The 17,852-nt window shown below is 42.1% G+C and carries 18 protein-coding genes and 1 tRNA gene; 10 read left to right on the plus strand and 9 right to left on the minus strand.

Going from position 1 to position 17,852, the window contains the following annotated elements; all coding sequences use genetic code 11:
- Window positions 1–44 precede the first annotated feature (44 nt).
- From A11Q_RS05800 to A11Q_RS05810, 3 genes are all read right to left on the minus strand, one after another.
- On the minus strand, window positions 45–287 hold the full coding sequence (locus A11Q_RS05800; RefSeq protein WP_015469861.1) for a hypothetical protein: 243 nt from the start codon (window positions 285–287) through the stop codon (window positions 45–47).
- Between the two features lie 163 nt (window positions 288–450).
- Window positions 451–1,350: a hypothetical protein gene (locus A11Q_RS05805; protein ID WP_015469862.1), complete on the minus strand. Its 900-nt coding sequence runs from the start codon at window positions 1,348–1,350 to the stop codon at window positions 451–453.
- Window positions 1,331–2,431, minus strand: coding sequence for a hypothetical protein (locus A11Q_RS05810; RefSeq protein ID WP_148284946.1), 1,101 nt, complete (start codon window positions 2,429–2,431; stop codon window positions 1,331–1,333). The genes A11Q_RS05805 and A11Q_RS05810 overlap by 20 nt, the downstream gene beginning before the upstream one ends.
- 329 nt (window positions 2,432–2,760) lie before the next feature.
- Between A11Q_RS05810 and A11Q_RS13465 the strand changes: the two genes are divergently transcribed.
- Window positions 2,761–3,759 (plus strand): endonuclease/exonuclease/phosphatase family protein, encoded by a 999-nt coding sequence (locus A11Q_RS13465; RefSeq protein WP_015469864.1) that lies wholly within the window; start codon window positions 2,761–2,763, stop codon window positions 3,757–3,759.
- 2 nt (window positions 3,760–3,761) lie between these two features.
- On the opposite strand, the gene A11Q_RS05820 is transcribed toward A11Q_RS13465, so the two are convergent.
- Window positions 3,762–4,130: a YkvA family protein gene (locus A11Q_RS05820; RefSeq protein WP_015469865.1), complete on the minus strand. Its 369-nt coding sequence runs from the start codon at window positions 4,128–4,130 to the stop codon at window positions 3,762–3,764.
- A 141-nt stretch (window positions 4,131–4,271) separates the two neighbouring features.
- Between A11Q_RS05820 and A11Q_RS05825 the strand changes: the two genes are divergently transcribed.
- Together A11Q_RS05825 and A11Q_RS05830 are read left to right on the plus strand one after the other, a co-directional pair.
- Entirely contained in the window at window positions 4,272–7,268 is a 2,997-nt protein-coding gene (locus A11Q_RS05825) for a serine-rich family protein (protein ID WP_015469866.1), read from the plus strand.
- A gap of 288 nt (window positions 7,269–7,556) precedes the next feature.
- Window positions 7,557–7,949, plus strand: a complete 393-nt coding sequence (locus A11Q_RS05830) for a response regulator (protein WP_015469867.1) — start codon at window positions 7,557–7,559, stop codon at window positions 7,947–7,949.
- Between the two features lie 21 nt (window positions 7,950–7,970).
- Here the strand turns inward: A11Q_RS05830 and A11Q_RS05835 are convergent, their stop codons facing one another.
- Window positions 7,971–8,318, minus strand: coding sequence for a Crp/Fnr family transcriptional regulator (locus A11Q_RS05835; RefSeq protein ID WP_015469868.1), 348 nt, complete (start codon window positions 8,316–8,318; stop codon window positions 7,971–7,973).
- Window positions 8,319–8,419: 101 nt separating this feature from the next.
- Here A11Q_RS05835 and A11Q_RS05840 point away from each other — a divergent pair, with 101 nt between their 5' ends.
- Entirely contained in the window at window positions 8,420–9,898 is a 1,479-nt protein-coding gene (locus tag A11Q_RS05840; RefSeq protein WP_015469869.1) for an acyl-CoA dehydrogenase family protein, read from the plus strand.
- A gap of 7 nt (window positions 9,899–9,905) precedes the next feature.
- Here the strand turns inward: A11Q_RS05840 and A11Q_RS05845 are convergent, their stop codons facing one another.
- Complete coding sequence (locus tag A11Q_RS05845) at window positions 9,906–10,724, minus strand: MipA/OmpV family protein (RefSeq protein WP_015469870.1); 819 nt, start codon at window positions 10,722–10,724, stop codon at window positions 9,906–9,908.
- 174 nt (window positions 10,725–10,898) lie between these two features.
- Here A11Q_RS05845 and A11Q_RS05850 point away from each other — a divergent pair, with 174 nt between their 5' ends.
- Both A11Q_RS05850 and A11Q_RS05855 read left to right on the plus strand, forming a co-directional pair.
- Entirely contained in the window at window positions 10,899–11,240 is a 342-nt protein-coding gene (locus A11Q_RS05850; protein ID WP_015469871.1) for a hypothetical protein, read from the plus strand.
- 272 nt (window positions 11,241–11,512) lie between these two features.
- Window positions 11,513–11,589: transfer RNA gene (locus tag A11Q_RS05855), tRNA-Met, on the plus strand.
- A 46-nt stretch (window positions 11,590–11,635) separates the two neighbouring features.
- Here the strand turns inward: A11Q_RS05855 and A11Q_RS05860 are convergent.
- The 3 genes from A11Q_RS05860 to A11Q_RS05875 form a co-directional block, all read right to left on the minus strand.
- The gene (locus A11Q_RS05860) at window positions 11,636–12,616 is read right to left on the minus strand and encodes an ISL3 family transposase (protein WP_148284947.1); all 981 of its coding nucleotides are present in this window, start codon (window positions 12,614–12,616) and stop codon (window positions 11,636–11,638) included.
- A gap of 540 nt (window positions 12,617–13,156) precedes the next feature.
- Window positions 13,157–13,570 (minus strand): hypothetical protein, encoded by a 414-nt coding sequence (locus A11Q_RS05870; protein WP_015469873.1) that lies wholly within the window; start codon window positions 13,568–13,570, stop codon window positions 13,157–13,159.
- A gap of 78 nt (window positions 13,571–13,648) precedes the next feature.
- Complete coding sequence (locus A11Q_RS05875; protein WP_015469874.1) at window positions 13,649–14,539, minus strand: AAA family ATPase; 891 nt, start codon at window positions 14,537–14,539, stop codon at window positions 13,649–13,651.
- Between the two features lie 79 nt (window positions 14,540–14,618).
- Between A11Q_RS05875 and A11Q_RS05880 the strand changes: the two genes are divergently transcribed.
- From A11Q_RS05880 to A11Q_RS05895, 4 genes are read left to right on the plus strand one after another with little or no spacing between them, the layout of a single operon-like run.
- A complete protein-coding gene (locus tag A11Q_RS05880; protein ID WP_015469875.1) occupies window positions 14,619–15,503 on the plus strand; it encodes a tyrosine-type recombinase/integrase in 885 nt (294 codons plus the stop codon).
- A 56-nt stretch (window positions 15,504–15,559) separates the two neighbouring features.
- Window positions 15,560–16,321 (plus strand): hypothetical protein, encoded by a 762-nt coding sequence (locus tag A11Q_RS05885; protein WP_015469876.1) that lies wholly within the window; start codon window positions 15,560–15,562, stop codon window positions 16,319–16,321.
- Entirely contained in the window at window positions 16,318–17,283 is a 966-nt protein-coding gene (locus tag A11Q_RS05890; RefSeq protein WP_015469877.1) for a hypothetical protein, read from the plus strand. Before A11Q_RS05885 ends, A11Q_RS05890 begins: the two co-directional genes overlap by 4 nt.
- On the plus strand, window positions 17,276–17,698 hold the full coding sequence (locus tag A11Q_RS05895; protein ID WP_015469878.1) for a hypothetical protein: 423 nt from the start codon (window positions 17,276–17,278) through the stop codon (window positions 17,696–17,698). Before A11Q_RS05890 ends, A11Q_RS05895 begins: the two co-directional genes overlap by 8 nt.
- Window positions 17,699–17,852 lie beyond the last annotated feature (154 nt).

Here is a 17,852-nt window from a genome sequence, read left to right on the forward strand (position 1 = left end):
AGTCTTAAAAAACAGTTCATTGAAAACGTATTGAAAATGAAAGACTAACCAGTTTGCAAATCAAAACTAAAGTCAAAACTCAATTGTTTCATTGTGTGCATGCAGGCGGAGACTTTTGAGGATGACGCAGACGGAGGTGTGGATTTTTCTAACTTGAGTGGCGGACGCACTTCAATGCCATAACTGCATTTCATTAGATGACGTAAAAATGCTGTCTTTGCAGAGGGTGAAGCTTCCGTGTTGAACCCGAGATTTTCCATAATTTGTGCGGCACTTTCAAGAGCCATAGAACAACCTTTCTGTGAATGATGTCTTGTGATGCACAAACTAAGATGAATTTCACAGAAAGAAGTTTATTCAAAATGCATTCCATACAGATACGCTTCTATAACGAGCAAAGAAGTGATCTTGATTCGGAGTTCCGAGATTATTTGGGACTGATTCGGATATTTATGGCGTCCAAATTTGCAGCGAGTTTCCATTGCAGAGGACTAACCAATTTTCTGAACGCCCTGCAACAGGAAGGCACGTGGGTTGAACCGTTGTTTTGAAACCTGTTTTTCTATTGATGATATAACTTTCGTACTCATCGTTAAAATATAAGAATGAATTTTTATTATTAAGAACGAATGAGTTAAGTCCGGCATCCGTACTACGAAAGTTCTCAATAGCAATTTGTGAAAAAGGGATGCTTTTTTTCTGTCGAATCAACTGGTGCAGATCCGTAAGTAGAACGCGGAAAATACGATTGGGATAGGTGTTGATCCAAATTTTATTTTGCTCAAAAAGCATTCCTCCCGAGTAGTCGGGAACCTCTGTGATCAGCTCGCGCACCGAGATTTGTAAAGTCTGTTTGTTCACTGTTAAAAGTAAAATGTAGCCGGCTTTGGCTTGTGGGAAAACTCGTCCATTTATCAAAAAGTAGACATCATCATTTTGAGCACCAGCATAAACCGCTGAAAACGTATTACTTGGAAGCATAGAGGTGAAATTCGAAAGCAGTCGAATCGCACCCGCTTTTTCATCGAAATAACACAGGCGATTAGTTCCAGCTAAGAAAGGGTAGGCTAAAGTGAGGCCTCCAGCTTGATCCATAGAAACTGTGCTTTGCGATGTGGGTTTACAATCATTGTGGGCGATACGGAAGCGGCGCTGAGTTTGAATGCGCTCTTCTTGAATAAAGCTTGTTACTCCATTTTCAGTGATGAAAACTAATCTAGAGTTTTGTGGAGCCGTATAATCAATGAAACCTGTTACAGGTGCATTAAACTGCAAAACTTCCTGTGCTTGTGTAACAGAAGCTAGAAATAATAAACTGATGATCAAAAAATTATTCTTGTGTGTACGCATGAAACAGCCTCACCGCATCTAAATCGCAGCCCTCTGTGGGCCATCGACTGGTATTGTTTTTGTTGATTCCTAAGTCTTGAATTTTGATATAGCGAGCTTCAGTTAGACCTACAACTGTCAGATCAAATTGGTCTCCGCCTTCAGCCGTGGGCACTGCGCCTAAGCAGCCAGATAAGATATTTTGTAGTGGGTCACAGGGGAACCAGTGAAAATCTTCCTCTAAACTGTTGCTGACGCCGACACGTGCAAATTCTTGTACGACGTTCAATCCAGATCCTGTGCGAAAAGCATTTTCATAAAGGGCAAAATCAAAACCGGCTTTGTTTTTGAGGTAACCCTGTCCGCTGACTTTGAGCACGAGTTCTCCGCCGTGACCGAAAGAAAGTATCGTAGACAAATGGGCGCGCATCTCGCCGTCATCACGCCAATTAAAAGGCTCAAGTGAGTAGTCAGGTCCTTGTAGGGCTTGTAAAATGTTAGGATTAACAGGAACGAGCACGCTGCCATCATCACGTTTTCCCGCTGTGAACGAGACCACTTCAAATGCATTTTCTGGTAGAGGTTTTTCAAGCGAGTCTTTGTCTGTGGAGTCTCTATCTGCGGCTTGCGCGTCTTGTCCCGCTGCTTGTTCTTGCTCGGCCTGAGCTTCACGTTGCTGCTGAATATCTTGGATCGTATTTAAATCGCTGACGAAAAGATACTGTGTCAGGTCGCCGTCATAGCCCAGTGGAGCTGAAATCGGGACCAGTTCATTACCGCGAAAGAAATAGATAGCTTTCGGGGGAGTGTTTTGTAGATAAGAACTCACTTCACTTTCTTTCAGTCCTGTACCAGAGAAGTTCCATGTATGAGTTGCGGCGGCAGGAGCAAAGTGGAGCGGAGCTTCTGTTTCCTCAATGGCTTTTAATGCTGAATTTTTCTGGTTTTCGGATTCCGAGCGGGCTGCCGTTAAGGTCTCAGAAATCGCATCGAAAGCAGGTTGGCTCACAGATCGACTGAATGAAGACGGGGACCAAAATGCGGAAGAGGAAGACTCGAACCAAGGGACAGCGGTGCGCTGAGTGACGGAGAAATACGTCATCCCTGCGATAATTAGAAATGAGAGTGCAAAGTATTTAAGCCTCAATTAAACCTCAACTAATAAACCTCAACCATCATCTTTTGCTTTACGTTCTTTAAACTGTCTTCTGCCAGTCATATGATGTGCTGCAATATCAGTCAAGATAAGGGCCTTACTGTGAATATTTTCCGCGCTTTCAGGCTCTGAAAACGAATAGATTAAAACTGAGTAATTTCCGTGCGTTACTACAGGTTATCTAATGGGCATTGACGTAAAATTAACACAAAAGTGCTAGCCAGCCTTTAAAAGCTTGTGAAGAATAAAAACATCGTCTGAATGAGGGGGATCTCATGAAATTCACGATGCTTTTAGGTGTGATCGTTCTTTCTTTGTCTGCATGTCAAAGACCGCCAACAACACAAGCGGCCATTGCGGCTTCAGCTAAACCACAGGTCATTCCCTCGATTACTGTACCGGATACCGGATCACAAGATCGTGAATTTTTGCCCGTCAGCCAAGAGCGTGTGTCGGTGATGAGTTATAATTTATACAATCTGTTTGATGATGTTCAAGATACAGATGAAGCAGTGATTCCCACGGCAGTGTTACAGGCTAAGTTAGCTCGTATTGCCCAAGGGATCTTGCAAGTTAATTCGGGACGTGGACCTGATATCTTGTTAGTGCAAGAAGTTGAAAATCTAAATGTGCTTCACATGCTCAATCAGCATTTGCAAGCGGCTGGTTATGGAACTATTGAATTGCTAGATGCCGATGACGAACGTGGAATTGATGTGGGGGTGATCTCGCGCTTACCTTTAGCGGGTGAAACTGTTTTGCATCGTATGCCATTTGAGCATATCAACAAAACGCGTGGTATTTTAGAAGTTCCATTGCGTGCTTTAAATGGCAAAGTAGTGCGAGCTTTTGCTTTCCATTTTCCATCACAAGCCAACCCTGTGGATCAACGATTAGAGGCCATTCACTATTTAAAAGAGCTTATGTTGCAAGTTCCAGTTAGTGAATATGCTGTTGCGGCAGGGGATTCGAATGTGAATGCCAGCGAAGAAAACCGCGAAAGATTTTTCAGTGATGTCCTTAAGGATTTTCAAGTGTCTCATCTTGTCGGCTGCAATAGCTGCAAAGGGACTTACAGTTATCGTGGCGTGTGGAGTTTCTTTGATGTGATTATTAGCCGTGAAGCGAATCTTGTTGGTGAATCTGTAGTTCTTCCTAAATCGGCGCCGACACAAATCAATTCCGATGGAACTCCTCGTCGTTTTAACAACAGCACTTACGAGGGAATTTCGGATCATCTTCCTATTTATGCAGAGATTTTAGTAACTCACTAAGATTAGCTTTGCGGTGATTTGCTCAGAATCGAATTCAGTTGTGTTATTTTATCAGCGGCTTTCTTTTTCGATTCGTCGCTAATATAAAAGGCCAAAGTGGCAACGGCTAAAGTCAATAAAGCGGCGTCATCTGAGTAGCCTGTTAAGGGTATGAAGTCGGGAATAGCATCAATCGGTAATATAAAATATCCTAAGGCTCCGTAAATGCGGATACGAGCCCATTTAGGCGTGCGTGGATCACGTGCTGTGTAGTAGAGCTTTAAAATAGTCATGGCCATACCAGAACCAATTTTTGAGGCCTGCTTCTGTAGTTTGTGCCACAGACGTGGTTTAGAGTAATGTGAAGAAAAATCAGAGTCGTTTGTCTTCATAGTTTGATTATACTCCTAACTGGGCAGATCAGTTTGAATATCTTTATTTTTTGTCGATTCCGACTTTGTTTCACTCTGAGTCACTTCTAAAGTCCTGCACTCTGATAACCGATAAGGTTATATCGGACAGGGGAAACGATTATGGGTTTATTTTTCAAGAAGAACTTGTCATTTTTTTTGGCTTCGGGTTTCTCTTTAGGTCTTCTTATATCCTTTCAAAACTGCAGTAACAAAATGAATTTCGCGACTCCCAATGTGAGTGAGTTTTCCTCTATGGCTGTGGGTGAAAGTTTTTGTGAAGAGAACCCAATGGACCCTACCTGTATTGGGCGTGATAAAACTGTATTTAATAAAGCCTGTTACTTTAATGGCGTGATGGTTGAAGATGGTGAGTGGGTTGAAGGCTATCGCCAATCGTCAGTTCCCTATGGTCACAGTTGTGAAAGTGAACGTCGTCAATGTAAAGATGGGGCGTGGACTGGATCTTACAACTTCGCGAGTTGCTCTGTTGGCGAAGCGGCCAGTTGTCTTTTTAATGGTCAAACAATTGCGCATGGCCAAGGTGTCAGTGCTTACCAAAATTCCTCTGTTGGATTTGGCAGTGACTGTGTGACTGAAAATCGTGTTTGTAATAATGGTGTTTTGTCAGGTTCTTATAACTACGCTAGCTGTTTAGTTGGTGCGGCGTCCAGCTGTCTTTTCAATGGCCAAACTGTACCTCATGGTGGAACTGTAACGGCATTTCAAAACTCGTCTGTAGCTTATGGTGCAAGTTGTGTTTCGCAAACTCGTACGTGTTACAATGGAGCCTTGTCCGGCACTTACAATCAACCCAGTTGTAATGTTGGCGCAGCGGCGAGTTGTCAATTTAACGGACGCGCGGTTGCCCATGGTGAATCTGTCGTGGCCTTTCAGCAGTCGTCTGTAGCTTATGGTGCTTCTTGTACGTCACAAACTCGTACTTGTAATAATGGGGCTTTATCAGGTTCTTATGGATATGCTTCCTGTACTCCGGGCGCGGCTGCTAGTTGTCTTTTCAATGGTCAAACTGTCGCACATAACGAAACCATCGTAGCTTTTCAAAACTCAACAGTGGCGTATGGTTCTAGCTGTCAGCCTCAATCCCGTCAGTGTAACAACGGAACGTTAAGTGGTAGCTACACGTTCTCAAGTTGTCAGGCCAGTCAGCCTAATTCGTGTCAGTTCAATGGTCAGACCATTGCTCACGGGCAGATCGTAACGGCATTCCAAAACTCAACAGTGGCATTCGGATCTACGTGTGTATCTGAACAGAGAGCTTGTAATAACGGATCATTATCTGGTTCGTACAATGTGGCTTCATGTCAGGTAGGTGCAGCAGCGAGTTGTCAATTTAACGGTCAAACGGTGGCCCACGGAGCAAGCGTAACAGCTTTCCAAAATTCAACGGTGGCTTATGGTGGAACGTGTGTTTCACATCAGAGAACATGTTCCAATGGAGTTTTATCTGGAAACTATAACTACGGGACATGTGAGGTTGGCGCGGCGGCAAGCTGTCTTTTCAATGGCCAGACCATTGCTCACGGACAACGAGTAACGGCTTTCCAAAGTGCAAACGTGGCCTATGGAGCTACTTGTAACTCGCAAGAGCGTGTTTGTACGAATGGAAGTCTTTCTGGTAATTACACAGCGGGTAGTTGTACAGTCAATCAGCCGAACTCATGTACTTTCAATGGTCAGACAATTGCTCACAATCAAAATGTAACGGCATTCTTGGCGTCGAGTGTGGCTTACGGATCGACGTGTACGTCTCAGGCGCGTACTTGTAACAACGGAACTTTAAGTGGCCAATACACATTTGGTTCATGTGTGGTGGGTGCGCCGAGATCATGTACTTTTAATGGTCAAACCGTGACTCATAATCAAAAAATTATTGCGTATCAAAGTGCAAGCGTAGCTTATGGTTCTACATGTACATCGCAAGAGCGTACTTGTAGTGATGGAACATTATCCGGTAATTACACTCACGCCAGTTGCGTGGTGAATGTGGCTGCGTCTTGTAGTTTTAATGGTCAGACAGTGGCTCACGGTGCGAGCGTTACGGGCTATGCAACATCATCAGTACCTTATGGTTCAACATGTTCGGCGCAAACGCGCACATGTAATAACGGAACTTTAAGTGGTACGTCTGCTTACAGCTCGTGCTCTGTGACTCCTGCAGCGTCTTGTACTTTCAATGGGCGCGCAGTGGCCCACGGAGCCAGTGTTACAGGATACACGACATCGTCAGTACCTTATGGTTCGACATGTTCAGCGCAAACACGTACATGCAGCAATGGGACTTTAAGTGGTTCAGCGGCTTACAGTTCATGTGTTGTGAATCCTGCGGCTACTTGTAGTTTTAACGGACAATCTATTGCTCACGGTGGAACGGTTACAGCCTATGCGGCAGCTAGCGTTCCATTTGGTTCAAGTTGTTCAGCGCAAACGCGTACTTGTAGTAATGGAACTTTAAGTGGAACAAACGCGCATGCTTCATGTTCTGTGGCTCCGGCTGCATCTTGTAGCTTTAATGGCCAGTCTATCGCCCATGGTGGATCAGTGACGGCTTACGCTTCAGGCAGTGTGCCTTATGGTTCAAGTTGTTCAGCGCAAACACGTACATGTAATAATGGATCTTTGAGTGGAAATTACGGAGCCGCTAGTTGTTCTGTAAGTCCTCCAGCTTCTTGTAACTTTAATGGTCAAGCAGTAGCTCATGGTGCAAGCGTGACAGCCTATGCTGCGGCCACAGTGGCTTATGGTGGAAGCTGTACTTCTGAAAGCCGTACTTGTAATAATGGCTCGTTAAACGGAAGTTATGGACATAGCAGCTGTACGGTCAGTGGTCCGCCAGAAGGCTCTTGTGAAATTCGTCATCCGATCGGATGGTGGGGTGAGCAAACACGCAATGGAACTATGCACTGTGCGGAGTTCTACTCGCCAGCAGCTAATCCACGCATCACAACGACTATTATGATGAATGGTCAAACTGTAACAACGCGTGCAGGATACTGTGGTAGTGGAAATGGCGCTTGTCATGGAGAGATGACATATAAATGTGTGAACCGCGCAATGGTTGTGATCAGTTCGTATTGTCGCTCTGGTTATGAACCATAGATTTCAAGATTGATTAAAAAATAAAAGGCCGAGTAAATGGCCGAATAATTTGTTAAGTGAAGAGCGGGTTTCAAAAGAACCCGCTCTTTGTTTTTTACTAACTGAACATTCTGTTTTTCTATTCTGTTAAAATAAATTAACAACGTTGAGTGGTTTTTTTGACAAAATACACAAACTTTCTGCTATGAAGATATATCTTTAAACGACTTTGTTGTTTTTGACTGTAATTTGTAAAAAAACAATATTAATCTGAAGATGATTTGATGACGTTAAGTTGCAGGTGGTTAGATGTATAGTTTTGAAAACGTTAAAATTTTAGTGGTCGATGATGAAGAGTTACTACGCGAGATTTTGGTAGAAACTTTTTCTATGCATGGAGCCGCTGTGGATTCAGCTAAGGGCGGAAATGAAGCCTTAGCGAAGCTACAAGAAAAAGATTATGACGTTTTAATTTCTGATGTGCGTATGCCAGATGGGGATGGACTTACTTTAGTCTCTAAACTCAAGTCTTTGAATAAGACGGATATCAAAGTTTTTATTTGTTCGGCCTATAATGACATGACGGAAAAAAAGATGCAGGACTTGAACATCTTAAAAGTCTTTAACAAACCATTTGATTTGGAAGATCTGATCAAAGAGGTTTTTGATTTCTTCAACACAAACTCTAAATCCACACATTAATAATGTCTATCGAGTTAGCGACTAGCCTAGGATTCTTTTGTTGGCGTCGCGAATTTTTTGCACCAAAGTTTTAAGTGTTACTTGGACCCATTCGGGCATAGTGGCCAGTTCGGATTCAAGCTTGGTGTAGGGAAGCTTAACGAGTTCCGCATTGGTAATAGCTTTAGCTGTGGCGCTACGGAATCGTTTGTCGAAAAGGGACATCTCGCCAATCAACTGACCTGTAGACACACGTGAGACTTCTTTTTGAACTTTTTCGTCCGAGATAATAATGCTGATCACGCCTGATTTGACGATGTACATCGCATCCGCCACGTCACCATCTTCAAAGAGGACCTCATCTTTTTTGATCGATACAAATTCAGCCATGTAGCCATTATCTGGAAGTCGTGTGAAAAAATCACGATTGGTTTAGTAACTTAGTCTTTAGTCTAAGTTGTCATTAACTAAACGACTGCTTATGATGAGGCATGCAAAAAAGTAATGAATTCTTTCAAGATGAGGCTGAACTCAGTAACACTTTTCAAGCGGACGAAGTTTTAAAGACCCACATTAACGCAGTAATTCCCGAAGCTTACAAAAAAGAAATAGTAAATCACTTAAATACTGTGGGCGAAAAAGCGGCGGGCGAGTGGCTGCAGTTATCGCGTGTGGCGGAAGAACAGAAGCCAGTGTTGACGCAGTTTGATTCCCGCGGAAAACGAATTGATCACATTGCGATTTCGCGCGAGTGGCAACAGTTAGAAAAAGCAGCGGCCACGGAAGGAATTGTGGCGACAGCATACGAGCGTCGGCAAGACGAGTTTTCGAGGGTCTATCAGATGGCCTTGTTGTATTTGTATGCGCCATCCAGTGCTTTTTTTGCGTGCCCTTTAGCCATGACGGATGGGGCGGCCCGTGCGATCGAGCTGCATGGTGATGAAAAGCTAAAAGCTCATGCTTTTAAAAATTTAACATCCCGTGATCCTGCAAAATTTTGGACATCCGGCCAATGGATGACAGAAAGAACTGGAGGTTCTGATGTCAGTGGTACCAGCACAGTGGCAAAAAAAGTGGAAGGACGAAATTATTTACTAAGTGGAACGAAGTGGTTCACTTCAGCCACAACTTCACAAATGGCACTGACGTTAGCGCGTCCCGAAGGTGGAGCTGAAGGTAGCCGTGGATTATCTTTATACTATATTGAGTTACGTGACGCTCAAGGGACTCTCAACAATATTGAAGTGCATCGTCTTAAAAATAAATTAGGAACGGATGCCTTACCGACGGCCGAGTTAACGTTGCATGAAACTCCTGCGGTCTTGATGGGGAATGAGGGCGAAGGGGTGAAGCGTATCGCCAGCGTTTTAAATATTACCCGTATTTATAATTCTATCTGTGCGGTTTCGCACATGAGGCGTGGTCTTGATTTGGCAAAAAGCTATGCGACTAAACGCCGCGCTTTTGGGAAACTTCTTGTCGATCATCCGTTGCATCGTAAAACGTTGGAAGAGCTTGAAGTGGAGTTTCGTAAGTGCTTCCAGTTAACTTTTTATGTAGCCTCTTTACTGGGTAAAGAAGAAGTGGGCAAAGCCAGTGAAAGCGAGCGTATTCTGCTGCGTGCACTGACTCCGATTGTGAAACTTTACACAGCTAAAAAATGTATTGCGGTCACCAGTGAGGTATTAGAGTCTTTTGGCGGAGCTGGTTACATTGAAAACACCTACATCCCTAGATTACTGCGTGATGCGCAGGTCTTTTCTATTTGGGAAGGAACGACGAATGTATTGGCTTTAGATTTCTTGCGTGCCTGCGAAAAAGAGCGAGCGCTGGAAGCCTTAAGTGCTCACTTTGATATGACTGGCTTAGCACGATTCCAAAAGTATTCACCAGAAGAGCAGATGACTCACGCGCGTGAATTGGCCTTTGCTGTGGCTGAATCTGTGATTGCGGGACTAAATCAAGTGTAGGGATAAATTAGTAGATAATTTCGCGGGCTTCACTTTCGAAAAGCATGAAGCCTATCGCTGCAAAATAAATCCATTCATTGCTTTTACGATGTAAAGGGCCGCTGACATTTACAGAGCCGCCATAGTCTGCATAGCGAGTTCCGCCAACTAATAAAAAGCGACTGGTGGCAGAGCTGAATTTAAAAGCTAAGGACAAGTCGTATCCTAAATAACCTTCGCGTGCGTGATAGGTGGGCCGTTCGGGTGTTGCGTAGCGAGCGTCTACATCATAGAAGTAACCCGCTTGCCCGCGGGTTAGAAACGTAGCGGTGGAAATAAAATACAAGCTGAGATCTGGAATCGGCAGATCATACCAATCAACTTGAAAGGTCGGAGCCAAAGTGTAGCCGATATGTCGTGTGGTATTGAAGTCCGTGGTGAAGGCCGCACGTAGGGGAAGACCTAGGCGCACAGTTTTTCGTTCATCTTTGGCAAAGTAATAAAGAAGGCGGGGGCCGATTTCAAAAGTCCAATCCAGATCGGGCATTCCTTGGCGTGCATGATTTCCTTCGGCGGGAAAAGATCCACCAAAGCTCATATCCGCACTGAAGTGCTGATGATCCAGCATGTGTAACCGCGTGCCCTGTTGGTCGTCTGACTTGAGCACTTGTCCGCGATAGACAATGTAAGGTGCAGGTAAAAATCGCGGACGAATTTGATCGGAAGCTGGATAGTCGGATGTGCTTCCTGCTGCGGCGACAATCCCGGCTTCTAGCAAGGCTTTTTCGGGGCGCGTGTTGGCGTAAGTGGGGTTTAAAATCAACATAAAGCCAAATATAAAAAACATGGAATCATCCTAATAAAGCGAGCTGTTAAAGGGAATCTTCTTTTGTCGTCTTCTGTTGTCATCGCTTGAAAGTTTGCGCACAGAAATTTGCCCAGATGTTGAGCGAATTGATTTTTTGGATTAAGTCTACGGGTAATACGTGTATAACGTACCTAAAATAAAGGAAGAAGTTATATGACACGTTTTTTGGCTACAATTACATTGCAAGAAGGAACTAACGAAGCGGCTATTCATGATGAGGCTTACGACGAATTGGATCGCGCGATCATCAACGAAGATGGCTATCCTTACATCACAGCTGCGAATGAAAAAATCTACGCATTACCTTTGGATATGTACGAGTTCGAAACGGACTTAACAGCAAAACAATTGGTGAATGTGATTACTTTGGCTTGTGCGGGTATCGAAAAAAAGCACCAATTGAAAAAAACACTGATTGTTGTTTCTGAAGTCGGCGAAATCGAATTTGCCCACCTAGAAGAACTACAAGAAGACGACTTTCAGCCTTTGAATTAAGGCGGAAGGCTTCGATCAGAGATGGAGCTGAATTGAATCGAGCTGGTCAGATCTGATCTGACTCAGCCCACAGCCCAGCTGAGGTTGGGTGGATCTGTTGGTCAGGCTGATATCTGAAGCTTTGGGGGCTTTGGCTGCAATCAGAGCTTTCTGAGAGCTAAAATATACCTATATGCATAGATACTGGGCGCTTCATCGTAAGCGCCCATTTTTTTTGGATTAGTGCGTGACATTCCCTGCGGAAGTCCTTAATGTACCTGAACAACATCTGTCGCGGGGTGGAGCAGCCCGGTAGCTCGTCGGGCTCATAACCCGAAGGTCGTAGGTTCAAATCCTGCCCCCGCAACCAATTTTTAAGCAATAAATTGGTTCTCTTCACTTCACGTTAGATAGATTCAAAAAGTCTTAAATAAACAAGCACTTAGCGTTCTCAGTCGGTAATTTTTAAAGCTCTTATACCCGAAAGCCCTCCTCTGTACAAGCTTTGCGGTTCCGTTCATTCGTTCGGTGAAGGCATTTGTGTATCCTTTCTCAAAGTATCTTAAGACCTCGTGTTTCCACCTTTTCAGCGTTCTTAAAAGCCTTTGAACTTCTTCTAAATTGGAGTGACTCATTTCATAGGTGAGTTTCTCGAAAGCTCTGTAAGCCCTGCTAAAACCTTTTATCCGATAGAACTCAAAAAGCTTTTCTTTCCAGCGATAGAGTTCATTAAGCTTTGGATGGTTTTTAAGATAGCGATCTATCTCAACCCGTAGGAAGTAATCCAAATTAGTTCGATTACATAAAAGCTTTCTTCTAGTTGAGAGTTCTTGTCTATGTCCGTGGATATCTTTTCCAGCTTTCATAATAGATGGAGTGAGGAGTCTTAGCACATGGAACTTGTCAGCTACGATCACAGTATTTGGAAAGAACTTCTTTGCAAAACTCTTGTAAGTAGAAGACATATCAATAACCACAACTTTAACGTGTTCACGTCCTTTGAGTTCACTGATTTGCTCGGTTAATGATTTAAAATCCTTACCATGAGCCATTTCAAACATCTTTCGTTTCTTTAAGTCTGTGAAGACTGTACAGAACTCAGTGATGCGGTTTTTACGACGGAAGAAGTGCTCATCGATACCTAAAACCTCAGGCCAATGATTTCGGCTTTTATGTTCACGAAGTTTAATCCCCACTTGTTCATAGTAGGCTTGATAGGTAAAGCCATGCGAGACATTATAGAACCTACTGACAGTGGCAAGGTCAGTCATGCGTCCGCCAGCTTGGCCAACGGCTTTTCTAAAGCGTTGTGTGGATCTGCGGCCAGGCCAGATGCCGGGTACGGGTTCTCGGAAGGTGCTTTTACAGTCTTTGCAGTAATAGCGGTGTTTATGGATTTTAAGTCAAAGGCTTATTTGACGTACTGGTTCTTCACGAACAGTAGAGATACACTTGCCAGCGCGTACGGTGTTAAGGGAACCACAGCGTAAGCAGGCTTGTTCAGAGCGTATTTTTTCAACTTCCCATAAAAATCCTTCAGGGATGGGTTTTTGGGATAAAAGTTTTAGATGATTTCCGACGAGAAATGTATTTAGATGCTGGTTAATAAGCACACCTTGTCTCCATTGATAAAATGTTGTTGTCGCAAACAAAATCTTACCGAAAGAACAGGGCTGTGCTTATCTTCTTTGACTCATTGCCTTATAACGGGGGGTGGGGTGAACCTAATAAGTCGCTGCAAATTTAAGTGGAAAAACACCTGACTCAATAAGTTCTCGGTTGAACTCGCAGATGGTTGCAGCAAGTGGGTTTGTTTTCCTACTCTCAAGCGAAAGCGCGGCCTCCTCAAGCTCTTCAATTAAGTTAGAAAAGGATTTGTTTTTTTTGTATTTCTTTGGCGATTAAATCTATTTGTGTGCTTAGCTTCACTCAAACGCCTACTTTCTGCCTTTGGGTAATTTACTACCTTTGGGCACAAGCTCTACGAGAGTGACTTTGAAGATCCCTGTCTTTGTAATGGTTCCTTCTTCAAAAAGGTCTTCAGGGCGAAGTTGTGGTGGTGCTACTAAAGGCGGTTCTCCCGTTAAAAATTCTTTGAAATCAAATTCCAAACCATGTTCAGATTTTAAATTTTTAAGCAACCTGTGGATGGCATCAATTTTTGGATTATGTCCCTCAAGCCAGCCTTGAATAGTTGAAATTGGCGTTCCACCGCAAAGTCTCGAAATTTCCTTTAAGGTAAATTTATTATCGCGACCTCTCATCAGTTTAGTGAGATTCCTTACGAACGCAGAATCAGGATTCTTTGGCTGTGATCGCTTTTTTTTATTTATATCATTTGTTTTTGCCATTCCTTATTGATGACACAGTATGTTTTACTCTGTTTGATAAATACGTCTTGTCGTACGTAATTACGTCTTATCGAAAATTTAAAATCTGCAAATTGTATTATTCGCTTTGTTAGTAAGTATTTGATGAAGCTGACTCCTAGTTGAACGAAACCCAAACCTGGAGCTAATTGCCTTATTCACGACAGTATTCACCTCGGAGGGATCGAGGTTCGGCGTTTTAGCTCCAGTTTGATAAAGCCTTGCGATGCTAGTCTCCTCTCGCAAAACTAAGTCCTTAATTTGCTCCTTTCGTAGTTGGTTTAAGTAAATAAAATGTGTAAAGCGACCAGCGAACTCCTCGCAAAAGCCGACTTTAACGAGTGTTCGCCTTGAAGTTTCAGGGTCTTTCCAATCTCTTTTTTGAGTACTAGGAAAAACCCCCATAGCAAAAACTAACGAGTTAAATGTTGAAAATTGTTCATTCGTTTCATCGTACACTAAGGCTTCGATAACAATTTTTTCGGCTGATAAAATTGGAAGTAGTGAGTATTGAATCAATTCACTATACTCTTTATCTTTGCGACGAACTATTTTATCAATTTCATCAAGGGCAATAATTGATGACGACTCTGCTCTCCTAATTCCGCCAAGTCCAGCATCTGCAATGAGAGCCTTGAGCGCGACAGTTATGTCGGTCCCCTTGTAACCTGGCCCTGATAGAATCGCAGCATTGGCAAAAGCCGTAGGCATTTGTAATAGCTTGGCAGCTTGCTCAACCAAATACGACTTACCACTCGATGGTGGTGCGACGATCAAAACCCTCGGAGCAAGCGGTGGATTTTTCACCTTGTGACGTTCGGCGTGGCTTGCAAGTATTGCAGCTACAGCATCAGTCGCTTCCTGATTTCCTAGTATTTCAGTCCCTAGCTTATGTGAATAACTTAAATAGTAATCACCCCAACGAGGCAATTTTTTCATGTTTTTGTTCATGTAAAGCTGTATAAACGAGTATTTCGCTCGCTACAAATATTCGCTTGCAAAGTAACGACCGAAATGCTACTTTTTTGTCATGAAGCGTCGAAAAAGCACTAAACCTATTTGGAAGTCGGAACTGATCGAGGGCATCGGGAATCAAAACACTCGCCGAAACTACCAATCAGTCCTTGATTCACTTGAGGAATACTTTCGACCATTCAAAGGCTCGGAAACAGCCCTACAGCTTATTCGTTTTGTTCGATCCGAGCAGGGCAAGGGCATCAGTCCTCAAACAGCCAAGCAACGTTTAAGCGTTTTGAATAACATTGTTGAGTTTGCAAAAAAATCAAGCGTTCGCGGTGACAATCCAGTTGAACGAAGTTGGGTTCCAAAGGTCAAAGTCGATACAAAGCCGAAATGTCCAACCAAAACTGAGCTGAATAATTTGGATCAAGTGCTTAATGCCCAATCTGGATTTTTGGGCGCAAGGGATAATTGCATGATTGGACTCATGCGGTTTGAGGCGTTACGAGTCCATGAAGTTTCAGGACTTAACCATGAGGACATCAAATATCATCGTGACGGCATTGAACTAAAAATCAATGGTAAGGGCGGCTATCAAACTGAAATGTGGCTTTATCCTCAATCATGTAAACTCATAAATCATTACAAAAAATATATTCCTGCTGATGAACGACAAGGGCCATTTTTTATTCCAGCCTATCAACTTGGAAAAAGGCTTGATTCAAGATCCATACGAAAACGCTGCAATCAACTATTCAAACAAGCTGGATGGCGAAAAGGATTGTCGTGTCACTCACTTCGTCACCAAACAGCAGTGACCCTACTTGAAAACGGAGTCCCCTTGACCGAGGTCAGTAGAAAATTGCGTCACAGGTTTTTATCAAGTACATTTAGTTATTATAGTGATGTGCCGAGTTTGCGAAATCCTAAAAAAATAAACACAGCGTACAAGTAATTGGGTGGTGTTTAATGAAGTCAGCACTCAATCAACACTTAGAGGGGAAGTAGGAAATGGAATCAACAAAAGAAATTCTCGAGATAGTAACATATATAATTGCAATCTTAAGTGTGCCGTCGGCAACATTTTTATTTTGTGTTAAAATGTATGAGCATCTTGAAAAATATAATGCTGAAAAAATTAAATCCATGAACGAAATTCTAAATGAAAAAGACCTTCAAGAAATCATGCATAGGATAAGTATGACTTCATCAGTACCGAATGATCTTGAAACGAAATTAAAACGATATATGTGGCTCTTAGAAGAAGAGTCAAACTTAGTAAGGCTTAAAAATGTCCCAATACATTTCAATTTCAAACAAGCACAAGAAGATATTTATTCGACTTATAAAAAATTTAGAGAAAATGTAAGAGTTCCCTTTTGGACTCCAACACCTGATGCTTGGAGGCTCAATAAAGACCATTTTGAGAAGAATTGCTCTACACAAGAGGACTGGGACAAATCAAGTGAGAAAATTAGAAAATCTCTTGCTGATGCCTATGACGACATTAAAAAGATAAAAAAAGAAATTTCAAAAATAACAGCAAATGCAGAGTTATCTGCGACAGAAATGATATTGAAGAGTGGGCTCTTTTATTTATTTGCCCTTGTTGTTACGGCAGCCATCCTTTGGGGATCTTTCAACTTTGGCTTTAATTATGGGTTTATAGCGGGACATAAGCAATCAGCAGATGCAATTATCAATGAACGTGGCATGACAACTTCCCCCAAAAGTGACAACCCAGTTCCTACTTCCAAAAAGGATGAAAAGTGATTGAAAATACATTTAACTTAGCTGAAGAAGTTGATTCTTGTATCGCTGAAAATCGGACAGAAAATGAACCAAAAATCATTGAAAAAATTATAAATAAAATTGAAGCAAGTAAAAATAAAACATTTAAATCGGAATCCAATAACGTATCGGTTTCTGTGGCAGGTGACTACTTGCATGGTCACAGATCGCAATGTAAGTTTCACTACTGGCCTGAGGGTAAAATTAGACAAAAAGAACTTTGTGATTTAATGGTTGTCTCATGTTTAGTTGAAAATGATAAACTTTTGAGTTTAAAAGCATCATTTGTTCAAGCAAAAAAAGGTGATAAAAAAACTCGCTCTTACAAAATTGACCCAGTACAATTATATCTACTTAAAGATTTTCCAGAGATAACTCCAGTTGGCAGGGCGAATTTAGGAACGATTCCAATTAAATTTCAGAACAGCTCACACACTCTCGGAAGTTATTTATTATTCACGCCAACACTAGAGTTTATTTGGACAACAGCAAAAATTATAAGTTTACAAATGAGTTCATCAAAAAACCTTAAAGCCTCGGCACTTAATCCGTATTTCGCAAACTCTCTTCAGTCTTTCTTCTGGCATCCATACTGGGCAAGATATAATTTAACAACGGCTCGTCATTTGAAGAATCAATTTGATATTGAACTTTATAAAGATCAGTTGAAAGACTCATGTGAGCTAGCACTCTCCTCATCAAGGGATTTTTTTAATTATTTAATAAATCATAGACTAGGACAGGAAATTGAACATACAGTGCCAGATGCAAAAATAATTAGACTTATAATAGATAAATCTAAAGGACTAAAAGAACTAAAGACCGTTCTCCAAAAATCTGGATTTGGAGGGGTTCCAAACGAAAACAGCAGTGATGAAAATATCTTAGGCGATGGTATCGGTATTATTGCATCAATAACAACGATTGGAGCCAAAAATGAGTAATAAGGCAGTAAAAATTGAAATTGGCTTTGTCGGAAATCGCTTAATGCTTGATCTACCGATTCACGATTACACTGAACTGACAAAAAAACTCAAAGACCAAAAATCTCCTTGGGTCACTGTTGAACTAAATGACGGCGCATCGGTTGAAATTAAAGCCCAAGATGTGCAGTTTATAAAAGTCCTCCCAAAGCAGGTCCGAGAATTAAAAAAACGCAGCGGTTACAACCTTAAAGACATTTGTAGCGTCACAGGAGAAAATTACGACGTGTATCGGCAAAAGATAAAAAAAGATGGTGTACAACTAGATTACGGCTCATATAAGCGCATTTTACTCACCCCACGAACAATAAAGAGCCTTGATCTTACCAAAGAGCAAGTAAAAAAAATAGAATCAAAATTTTCGAATAAGCGATAGTAAGGCTATGTTCCTTTTTTTAGTTTATTTTGATTTGACCATCGGATCAGTTGAATTAAGTTAAAAATTTGAAGGTTGATTTCATTTGTTACTACTCCACTAAATGGTTCGCTCAAGGCAGCAGATGGATTATGGCTTTTTAATAAGTCATCAA

This window comes from Pseudobdellovibrio exovorus JSS (genome assembly GCF_000348725.1).
Taxonomy (GTDB): domain Bacteria; phylum Bdellovibrionota; class Bdellovibrionia; order Bdellovibrionales; family Bdellovibrionaceae; genus Pseudobdellovibrio; species Pseudobdellovibrio exovorus.

Bases quoted from the DNA above. Each gene is read 5' to 3' on its own strand.
- A11Q_RS05800 (WP_015469861.1), bottom strand. From the start codon at position 287: ATGGCTCTTGAAAGTGCCGCACAAATTATGGAAAATCTCGGGTTCAAC.
- A11Q_RS05805 (WP_015469862.1), bottom strand. From the start codon at position 1,350: ATGCGTACACACAAGAATAATTTTTTGATCATCAGTTTATTATTTCTA.
- A11Q_RS05810 (WP_148284946.1), bottom strand. From the start codon at position 2,431: ATGACGTATTTCTCCGTCACTCAGCGCACCGCTGTCCCTTGGTTCGAG.
- A11Q_RS13465 (WP_015469864.1), top strand. From the start codon at position 2,761: ATGAAATTCACGATGCTTTTAGGTGTGATCGTTCTTTCTTTGTCTGCA.
- A11Q_RS05820 (WP_015469865.1), bottom strand. From the start codon at position 4,130: ATGAAGACAAACGACTCTGATTTTTCTTCACATTACTCTAAACCACGT.
- A11Q_RS05825 (WP_015469866.1), top strand. From the start codon at position 4,272: ATGGGTTTATTTTTCAAGAAGAACTTGTCATTTTTTTTGGCTTCGGGT.
- A11Q_RS05830 (WP_015469867.1), top strand. From the start codon at position 7,557: ATGTATAGTTTTGAAAACGTTAAAATTTTAGTGGTCGATGATGAAGAG.
- A11Q_RS05835 (WP_015469868.1), bottom strand. From the start codon at position 8,318: ATGGCTGAATTTGTATCGATCAAAAAAGATGAGGTCCTCTTTGAAGAT.
- A11Q_RS05840 (WP_015469869.1), top strand. From the start codon at position 8,420: ATGCAAAAAAGTAATGAATTCTTTCAAGATGAGGCTGAACTCAGTAAC.
- A11Q_RS05845 (WP_015469870.1), bottom strand. From the start codon at position 10,724: ATGTTTTTTATATTTGGCTTTATGTTGATTTTAAACCCCACTTACGCC.
- A11Q_RS05850 (WP_015469871.1), top strand. From the start codon at position 10,899: ATGACACGTTTTTTGGCTACAATTACATTGCAAGAAGGAACTAACGAA.
- A11Q_RS05870 (WP_015469873.1), bottom strand. From the start codon at position 13,570: ATGGCAAAAACAAATGATATAAATAAAAAAAAGCGATCACAGCCAAAG.
- A11Q_RS05875 (WP_015469874.1), bottom strand. From the start codon at position 14,539: ATGAACAAAAACATGAAAAAATTGCCTCGTTGGGGTGATTACTATTTA.
- A11Q_RS05880 (WP_015469875.1), top strand. From the start codon at position 14,619: ATGAAGCGTCGAAAAAGCACTAAACCTATTTGGAAGTCGGAACTGATC.
- A11Q_RS05885 (WP_015469876.1), top strand. From the start codon at position 15,560: ATGGAATCAACAAAAGAAATTCTCGAGATAGTAACATATATAATTGCA.
- A11Q_RS05895 (WP_015469878.1), top strand. From the start codon at position 17,276: ATGAGTAATAAGGCAGTAAAAATTGAAATTGGCTTTGTCGGAAATCGC.